We start from the raw sequence: 8522 nt of genomic DNA on the forward strand, positions 1-8522 counted from the left end.
TATGCGGAGGTGAAATGCCGCTGCACGAGCCCTGCCATTGTAGTCATCTTGACACCTGATGGCGTACCCAGGTCATCATCGCATCTGCAGGTTTGAGATGCCTCGTCCGCAGAAAGGTGAACGCGATCGGCGAGATGAGATTCTACGGGTGCGATTAACCACGATGGAGATGGCGATGCTGGCGCAGCAGGCTGATGCGGCAGGAATGACTGTATCCGACTATTGCCGGTCGCGGCTCATGACGGACGACGGGCACTCGCTGAATCAGGTCGGCCGTCAGCGTCGGCTCGCGCCGGAGATGGGCGAGGCTGTCCGCACCTTATCCGCTCTCGGTCTCGATCTGCTGGCCTTGCGACAGCAAGCCGACGACGGCGGACAGGTTGTCCTTGCACAAGAGGCTCAGGAGGCCGTGGGTACCATTGTCGCCATTCTAAAGAGGCTCCGGGATTAAAATGCCTATCTGCAAGGCGATCCCGCCCCCGCTGGGGCTCAAAGGTCGGGTCGGCTCTTTTGCTGCCTGTCAGGCTTATATTGAGGGCGAGGAGCGTGATCGCCCGAGCCATTCGTTCTCGCGTGGCGTGGTATCCCTGGAAACCGCCGCCCTGGAAATGGATGCTCAGGCTGACCTGAGCCGAGCTGTCGATCCGGTCGTTCACTGGATTATTTCGTACGTTCAGGATGAGCCGGCGACAAACGAGATGATCGAAGCTGATGTTCAAAAGATGCTCGCCTCGATCCAGCTTGGCGGGCACCAGTACATGGCCATGGTCCATGACGATACCGACAATCGCCATGTTCACGTTGTGGCAAATCGGGTCGGTCCTGATGGACGGGCGGCACTGATGTCGTGGTACAAGGTCCACTCCGAACGATGTATGGCTGAGATCGCTCAGCGGCGAGGCGTTGCCATCGTGCCGGGAAAGCATAACCGGGCAATGGTTGAAGCACAGCGTGAGCGGCAAGTGGAGGGGCGCTCCTCTGGCGATGCTTGTTCGCCAGCCATCCGCTCGCGGCTCAACGAGCGGGATCGAGTGCGGCTTGAGATCAGCGGCGGATTGCCGTGGTATGAAGTAGCCAGGCCTGCGATCGTCAAAGCGGCCAAAGAGGCAGAAAGTTGGCAGGAATTCGCTGTCGACCTTGCCCAGCATAACATCGTCATCAAGCATACGGTGCGAATATCGACGAAGAACGGGCGAGCGTTTCATGGGCTCGCTTTTGCGGAAGGTCACGATGACGATGCACCGGGATGCAAGGCCTCTGCGGTCGGTTCCGATTTCCGCTACAGTGCGCTGGCGTCGCGATGGGGGGATTATCCCGATCATGCTGAGGGCAGGGCGCGGGCTGCTCTGACGGCCAAGGCGGGGATCCCGGGGCGTGGAGCGGTTGTGCGGACACCAAGTCAGGGTCGGGAGGCGGCCCGCCAACGCAGGGCAAAGGCGCTGGGCTCGACCCTCGCGCTTGAGGCTAGCGCGCCGAGACCCGGGCCGAGAGATGTGATGGGCAACAGGCCGGAGGGGTGGAAGCCTGGGGCTGATCCAGCGGCGGTTGTGCAAACTCGTGCTGAAGCGGCTACGGCCATTTTGCGGCCAGATGCGGGTCACAGGATCATCAGCCTGCGATCCGCTTGGCAAGCGACAGAGCACATTCTGGCAGCGCTGCGCGCCAGAACCGCGCGATCAAAGCGAGGAAGGCGTCAGGCGAGCCTCCAGAGTTGGGATCATGCCGGGTCGATCGCGACGAAACCGAATGACCGCCCGAAGGGGGAGCAGAGACGCGGCCTTACGCGCGCCCAGGCCGAGACCGAAGCAGCGTGGAAACGGTTTCCGGATCCGGACATCAACGACCATAGCACGCTGAAGAGAGCATACGGCGTCTACCGAGCGGAGCAGCGTCGCGCGAGTAGGGCGACCGAGGACGAGGCGTGGCAAAGGATCTGGAGCCAAGAGCAGGCGATCCGCCAACACGAAAACGGCAGGCTGCGGCGGAGCGAGCAGGTGAAGAGGGCGCTGATTATCAGCTACCTGCAGCCCGGTCGCCTGCGCCGGCTCTGGTTGGAGGGGCTGAAACTGCGGTTTCGGATCAGGCGGGACCGGCTGAAGGTGCGTCAGGCGGAACGATGGGCCATGACCCGTTCCGAATGGAAAAAGGATCGCCCGCGAACGGAACCGCTCCCCTACAAGGCATGGCTGCTCGAACGGGCTGCAAACGATGTCGTCGCGGCCCGGCAGTATTCCTGGATAGACAGTATGGACACCAGACGTGACGCTGTGGGAGTAGGTGTTCCGCGCCCAGAGGAATCGGCCAGCGAAGGCCTGACCACCTCTGCTCCTGGTGACACGCCAGCAAGCACTCCAGGGGCGGCTGAACAATCCACATTATCGGAGCCGGCGCGATCCGGACCTGAAAACATGAGTGATCGAAGAAGGAAGGGCTCAAGCAAACAACAGCATTCCGGCAAGACAGAGCGGGTGGGCAAAGACTACGAGTCCTGATCATGCCGGCGCGCGAGGTTTGAAGGGGGCGGCTTGCAGGATGCCGGCAGGTTCAAGCCGAGTTGGCGCTTGTGCAAGGATAGCGAGCCACTGTGCGCGACGGTCGAAGATGGCCAATTGTCGGGCCGAGGCCCGCAGGATTCATAGTGCCGATCACCCCGGTGGCGTTCCGGTCCGGATTGAGGGACAGGATCGTATAGAGGCTCCGGCGTTCTACCAGTGAAGTCAGATTGGGCGAATCGAAGTCCTGTTGGAACGCCCTCCCTCCGATCAGCCTCCTCATGGCCGAAGCTTGCTCTCGCATCAATCACCGGCAGACGCAGCGGGATTAATTTTCGGCCGGGATGCTGAGACCAAGTGACTTGCGAGCACGCCGGGTTCGTCGCTGGCACCTCGGCCTGCGGGCTGTAGTCGAATGTGTGAATTGTCTCACGTGTGACCCAGTTTGGGCACTCAAACCGGCGGTCCTTAGCGGCCCGGCACCGGTGCGATTATGGCGGCATTTACACACCTGCTCGCCCTAAGCCACCGTTTTTTACCGATGGAAGCTTTGGTGTGTTCTATGCAGGCCGGACACTCGGCATGGCGACTGCCGAAACGAAACCCCCACCGGGAGGCATTTCTGCGCGCAACCAGCGAGCCCAGGATCGAACTCGATATGCGGGTGTATGCCGTTGATCCTGATGGGGTGCTGCACGATGACCGATAACGTTCACGCTGTTGATGGAGATTTGCTGACCAGCCGGTGGCCGGATGAGGCGGTCGTTTGGAGGATCGGCTATGGTGGAGTTGCCCGACTTGACCCCAGCTGCAGAACCTCGATGAGCGGCGACAAGATACCATTGGCCGAGTTGATGGCGAAGGCCGACGAAGGCGACTTTCTGCGTAGCGTCGCGGAAAACGTACTGCAGATCCTGATGGAATCCGATGCAGAGGGCATGACCGGCGCCGCGCTTTACGAGCGCAGCGGCGAGCGGGCAACCTACCGCCAAGGCTCCCGCGACCGGACCTCGGCACGCGCCTGGGCATCGTGCATCTCAAGATCCCAAGCTACGGTGGCAGGTATTTCCCCAGCTTCCTCGAGTTGCGGCGTACTGTCGAGAAGGCGCTTGTCTCGGTGATCCAGGAAGCCTGATGGCCTCAAGGCCGCCATCCGGCGAGTGCTGGGCGCCACCTGGCAGCGGCGGCCTGGGCCGTGCTCCATTATCTCGCGGATCAGAGGGCGCTCTTTCCGAGAGGTCAAGCTGGCGCGAGCGTGCCCAACAAGCCTCGGGCGGACAAAGACAAAGATCGGATCCGATCACGCCATCCAGAGGCACAGCGGGGAAGGGGAAAGAGTACGAATCCTAAGGGTCAAAATCTTGAGTTCAAGAGGCGGACAGCGCGTATTAGCGTCATCAAGGTGAGAAGCAGGTGCCCCCCGCACCACTGGCAGCACTCGGTCCACTTCCTGCCAGAACTGCAGCGCCTCGGCCGGGGCCATCTTGCGAACGGTGCCGTCCAGCAAACCACCCTGCTTGTACTCAATGCACGAGGTATCGCCATCGCACATCACGGCGTCCGGTACTGCAACCAGGCTGACAAGTACGAGAAGGCCGATGGACGAGAGCCAGTAGATAGGAAACGTGGGGGTTTTAGACGAGGTTGGCCTAGGAGTTTTCATCAGCTGTAACAGAGTGGTCCAGGATGTGGCGAAATGATTACCGAGGGTCCTCACTTAGCATCTCACTCAACGAATTCCAATCCAAAGGCCAAGGCGCGTCACCCATCCGATGGGGGAAATCCGCCGCTCGCAGGATGATGTGATGAGAATGGCTCTTTGGCTATGCCAATGAGTGGTATCGGGCGATATCTAAAACTAGACCTCAACTGCGAACATCACGTGAAAGGTAGTTGGGAAGGGCGCTCAAACCTCCCATGCTTCTTTCGATATCAGGCCAGTTCTTAGATCTGGCCGGCAGAAGTACTGCCCGACTCTAAGGTCAACACCTGTTCAAGCTTTGTCACAAGCGCGCCACGCTTCTCTACACTCAGCTTGTCCAGATTATGCTGACGCCATTTGACGGCAGGAAGATCATTGACGCCGTCCACCCCAAGTAACTCCCATTCAGGTTTGCCTCGCTCAAACGAGAGAAGGAAGCGACGGTGGGCGTCAGGCATGCCGCCAACGACGGTTTCAATCATCGTCTCTCGTACCTCAATCAATTCTTCAATGGTTACAGGGGTCACTGTCATGCTATCGAAACCATGAGTAAATTCATGAGAGATATCCTTCCGTGGCGGTGCTAATACCTCTGCCATCGGTCGGTCATGGCTCAGCAGATAGACCACGAAGGCGGTACGCAGTTCCTCCGTGACGCCCTCGTTCGCCAGCAGGTCGCGAACATCGAACAGATCGCGCGGGTGCTGACGGTCGAATGCGGCCACAAGCTTGCCAGCATAGAGATCGGCGAACGACACGACCTGGATTTCGGCATACCCGAACCCGTCCTCGACGTTTGGCGATACTCCCCTCGTCTCAGGCTCGTAGACGCACCCCCGCAGGACGGGTGTGACCTCAACCTTGATCTGTGCGCCGGCCGCCTGCACGGTCAGCTTGGTCACGCTGCCTTCACGGGCATTGACCGCTTCGTTGACGTGGCCACCCGGCAGGTTCTGTCTGATGCGATCGGCGATCCGCTTCATGGCGGCGTTGATTGCCGCCAGAGACTCCTGCCTGCCCGCCACCGGCAAATAGGTCAGATCGATATCGACGGAGAGCCGCGGCAGGTCGCGAACAAAGAGATTGATTGCGGTCCCGCCCTTCAAGGCAAAACAGCCCTCCTCCGCCACAAAGGGAATGATCGAGACCAGCAGGGCGACCTGACGGCGATACTGTTCAGCGGGGGGCATAGAGATCGTCCGGTACGGTTATTTGGTAAACGGGATCGAGCCTGCCGCCCTTGACGAGCATGCGCTTGCCGGTTCCGAGATCGACCTTCGAGCGATCAAGCCGCTTCACCCAGGCATGCTGATGGCGATCGGCAAAGAAAAAGAACAGCCGTTTCACTTTGATGCTGCGGCAGTCAGCAAGCAGCTTTTCAAGGCGCCGGGGGCTCAAGGTGTGCAGGCCCTCTACCAACATGTCGACCTGATGGAAGCTCTCATGATTGGGCAACTCGTCCAGGAGTTCGAACAAGGCCCGTTCTGGTGTGGATACTGTTAAAGGCCAATTCCAGTGCCCCCAAGGTAATCGGTTCAGGGTGCCATGCAGGCTGTCATTGCTGGAACCGACGTTGGTTTCGACATTCCAGTCCAAGCTGGTAAGCCCTTTCGTCACCGGGTCAGACTTGAACAGAGTCTGTGACTTGTGGAACCGGAAGGTCTCTTTCAGGGGAAGCTTGCTCAGCCATCCAGGCGGCGGTTCGCGCCCGTATAGGTGAATCGTCTGCGGACCCTCGACGGAAACATAGTGGCTGAACCCCTGCAGATCGAGTGCGGTGCGGCCGCCGACGATGAGTGGCTGTTGCAGAAGGACCTGCAGCGATATGACAACCTGCTGCCAGGATAGGCTTCCCCAAGGCCGCTTATAGGTACCCCGAGCAGGCTGCTCGAGCCAGCCGGCCGAAACATACTGGCTGCGAAGGCTGCTGGAATAGCCCTGGCGTTCCATCCAGGCGGCGTCGACCAGCAGCCCCTCAGGCAAGGTTTTGTCCAGCCGGTTTAATTTCCCTTGATTCTGCTCAGCCATGCTTAGCAAAATAGCATGAATTCAAACCAGCCCGCAAGTTTGCATTTGTGCCAGTTCCTTAAGCCAGGCTAAGGTAATTGGCCGGTTTTTAAACCAGGATGATCATTGCCAAGCCTTGGGAGAGGAGAGGCGTTAGTGAACCAGTCTGGGAACGACCATTGTCACGCCTCGAAGGGAGTTACTTTAACGATATAGCATCTTACAAAAGACAGTTTTTGACAAGAAGTCTGTCCCTCGCACGATGCTATGATTTGTCCCCGCCGAGGGGACAATCTGCTGCTTGGCGGCGTATCGGTTGAGGCCGGCGATGAGATGATCGGGGCCGTGAGCGTCGGCGGCGCTCCAGGCGGACACCTCGACGAAGAGTGTGCGACCGCCAGCATCGCTGAGGTACAGGCGAAACTGAAGTAACCGCCAGTGCGCCGCATGGAGACGAAGCATGGCCAACCCCCTTGCGCTGATTGGATTGTTCGGGATCCTGGCCCTGTCCGGAGGCGCAGCCTCCGCGCAGACGCCGCCCACACGGGCCGAGCTCGCGGCCTACCGCGGCCTGCACGCGGCTGCGGCCCAAGGCTCTGCTGATGACATCCGGCGCCTGGCCGAAATGGGCGCCGACCCCAACACCCGCGACAGCAACGGCCGCACGCCGCTGCATGTAGCTGCCTTCCAGGGACATGGGTCAGCGGCCCAGGCGTTGATCACGGCTGGGGCAGATTCTGCCCTTCTCGACAATCAGCGTTATGACGCCGTGACCATCGTTGCGGTGAGGGATGACCTGCCGACGCTGAAGGCGCTGCTCGCCGTCGGCGCCAGCGCGAAGCTGATCACCAGCATCTATGATGGCACGGCACTGATCGCCGCCGCTCATCTCGGCCACGACGGTGTTGTCCGCGAGCTCGCCCGGGCCGGCGCACCGCTCGATCATATCAACAATCTCGGTTGGACCGCCTTGATTGAGGCGGTGATCCTGGGCGACGGCGGCCCCGCCACACGGAAACCGTGCGTGCCCTCGTCGAGGCCGGCGCCAATCCTGGGATCCCGGACCCGAACGGCGTGAAATTCCTCCAGCATGCCAAGTCGCGCAACTATCGCACCATCGCATCGATCCTGCGCCAGGTGCAGCGGCGCTAGAGTTCGGGAACCTTTCGAAAGCAGCTCCATCCCACGGGAACGCGTGAACGGGACACATGTCCCGCGCGTCAATGGAGAATCCCATGAGGACCGCTTTTGCCACACTCGCATTGATGACCGCCGGTGGTGCAGGGACTGGCTCCACAAGGGCAATAGAAATCAGAAAACCTGCAATCTGCTGATAGAACGCGGGGCAGAGAATGTGGGATGCAATCCTAGCCCTGAGACTTAGCTTGCCAACTTGACAAGCTGCGGCTCCCGCAGCATGTAGCCGCGGCCCCAGACCGTCTCGATGTAGTTCCTGCCGCCTGAGGCCTCCGCGAGCTTCTTGCGCAGCTTGCAGATGAACACGTCGATGATCTTGATCTCCGGTTCATCCATCCCGCTATACAGATGATTGAGGAGCATCTCTTTGGTCAGCGTGTTCCCCTGTCGTTGAGCCAGAAACGCCAGGATCTTGTACTCCGTGCCAGTCAGGTTCACCGGGCGTCCTGCGATCTCAGCCTGTTGAGCCCGAGGTTTGATCGTCAGATCGCCGCATTGAAGGACGGCCTCGGTCTGATCAGACGAGCGGCGGCTGATGGCCTGCATGCGGGCGATGAGTTCGTCCTTGTGAAACGGCTTGGTGAGGTAATCATCGGCGCCATAACCGAGGCCTCTGACCTTGTTCTGGATACCGTCCAAGCCTGAGAGGATCAAGACGGGCGTGATCACCTTGGCCAGCCGCAGCTGGCGCAGGACATCATAGCCTGACATGTCCGGGAGGTTGAGATCGAGCAGGATGATGTCGTAGTCGGGGAGCCGGCCGAGATCGATGCCGTGCTCGCCCCGATCGGCCACGGAGATCTGGACATTGAGGCGCTGGAGCATGAGCCCAATGCTCTGAGTGACAGAGATGTCATCCTCAATCAGCAACATCCGCATCTCACCACCTCCAAGGGACCTCAGCTAATGTGAGGGAAGTATGCTCAACGAGGAGTTAACGCCGGTGGCCCGTTGACGCTTTCACGGCGGCGATCCTGTCCCAAGAGGCAAGAGACTTAGCCTGTGGAATCAAGCCGAAGTGCGACGGGTGATGGGTCATTGGTCTGTGGTCGGTCAGAGACTGCCGGGGCGGAGCAGGTCAGGGTTGCACAGCCCCGGCAGTCTCGGGTCCAGAGAACTCATCA

Annotated in this window: 6 protein-coding genes and 1 pseudogene; 4 read left to right on the top strand and 3 right to left on the bottom strand. The window is 60.0% G+C overall.

All coding sequences use genetic code 11. The features are described 5' to 3' along the window. Nucleotides 1–97: 97 nt before the first annotated feature. The 3 genes and pseudogenes from ACS5Q1_RS23615 to ACS5Q1_RS23625 form a co-directional block, all read left to right on the top strand. Nucleotides 98–451: a plasmid mobilization protein gene (locus ACS5Q1_RS23615; protein ID WP_473100459.1), complete on the top strand. Its 354-nt coding sequence runs from the start codon at nt 98–100 to the stop codon at nt 449–451. Between the two features lies 1 nt (nt 452). Then, on the top strand, nt 453–2492 hold the full coding sequence (locus tag ACS5Q1_RS23620) for a relaxase/mobilization nuclease domain-containing protein (RefSeq protein WP_473100460.1): 2040 nt from the start codon (nt 453–455) through the stop codon (nt 2490–2492). 854 nt (nt 2493–3346) lie between these two features. Beyond that, a pseudogene (locus ACS5Q1_RS23625) lies at nt 3347–3624 on the top strand (transposase); the annotation flags it as partial. A gap of 812 nt (nt 3625–4436) precedes the next feature. On the opposite strand, the gene ACS5Q1_RS23630 reads toward ACS5Q1_RS23625, so the two are convergent. Further along, nucleotides 4437–5384, bottom strand: coding sequence for a nucleotidyl transferase AbiEii/AbiGii toxin family protein (locus ACS5Q1_RS23630; protein ID WP_473100461.1), 948 nt, complete (start codon nt 5382–5384; stop codon nt 4437–4439). Further along, a complete protein-coding gene (locus ACS5Q1_RS23635; protein ID WP_473100462.1) occupies nt 5371–6222 on the bottom strand; it encodes a type IV toxin-antitoxin system AbiEi family antitoxin domain-containing protein in 852 nt (283 codons plus the stop codon). Before ACS5Q1_RS23635 ends, ACS5Q1_RS23630 begins: the two co-directional genes overlap by 14 nt. 439 nt (nt 6223–6661) lie before the next feature. Here ACS5Q1_RS23635 and ACS5Q1_RS23640 point away from each other — a divergent pair, with 439 nt between their 5' ends. Beyond that, on the top strand, nt 6662–7279 hold the full coding sequence (locus ACS5Q1_RS23640) for an ankyrin repeat domain-containing protein (protein ID WP_473100463.1): 618 nt from the start codon (nt 6662–6664) through the stop codon (nt 7277–7279). A gap of 302 nt (nt 7280–7581) precedes the next feature. Here the strand turns inward: ACS5Q1_RS23640 and ACS5Q1_RS23645 are convergent, their stop codons facing one another. Next, nucleotides 7582–8277: a response regulator transcription factor gene (locus tag ACS5Q1_RS23645; RefSeq protein WP_473100464.1), complete on the bottom strand. Its 696-nt coding sequence runs from the start codon at nt 8275–8277 to the stop codon at nt 7582–7584. Nucleotides 8278–8522 lie beyond the last annotated feature (245 nt).

The organism is Microvirga sp. GN3 (assembly GCF_055792825.1).

What these genes read in the sequence shown, in the direction of transcription:
- ACS5Q1_RS23620 (WP_473100460.1), top strand. Translation starts at nt 453, where the DNA reads ATGCCTATCTGCAAGGCGATCCCGCCCCCGCTGGGGCTCAAAGGTCGG.
- ACS5Q1_RS23630 (WP_473100461.1), bottom strand. Translation starts at nt 5,384, where the DNA reads ATGCCCCCCGCTGAACAGTATCGCCGTCAGGTCGCCCTGCTGGTCTCG.
- ACS5Q1_RS23640 (WP_473100463.1), top strand. Translation starts at nt 6,662, where the DNA reads ATGGCCAACCCCCTTGCGCTGATTGGATTGTTCGGGATCCTGGCCCTG.
- ACS5Q1_RS23615 (WP_473100459.1), top strand. Translation starts at nt 98, where the DNA reads ATGCCTCGTCCGCAGAAAGGTGAACGCGATCGGCGAGATGAGATTCTA.
- ACS5Q1_RS23645 (WP_473100464.1), bottom strand. Translation starts at nt 8,277, where the DNA reads ATGCGGATGTTGCTGATTGAGGATGACATCTCTGTCACTCAGAGCATT.
- ACS5Q1_RS23635 (WP_473100462.1), bottom strand. Translation starts at nt 6,222, where the DNA reads ATGGCTGAGCAGAATCAAGGGAAATTAAACCGGCTGGACAAAACCTTG.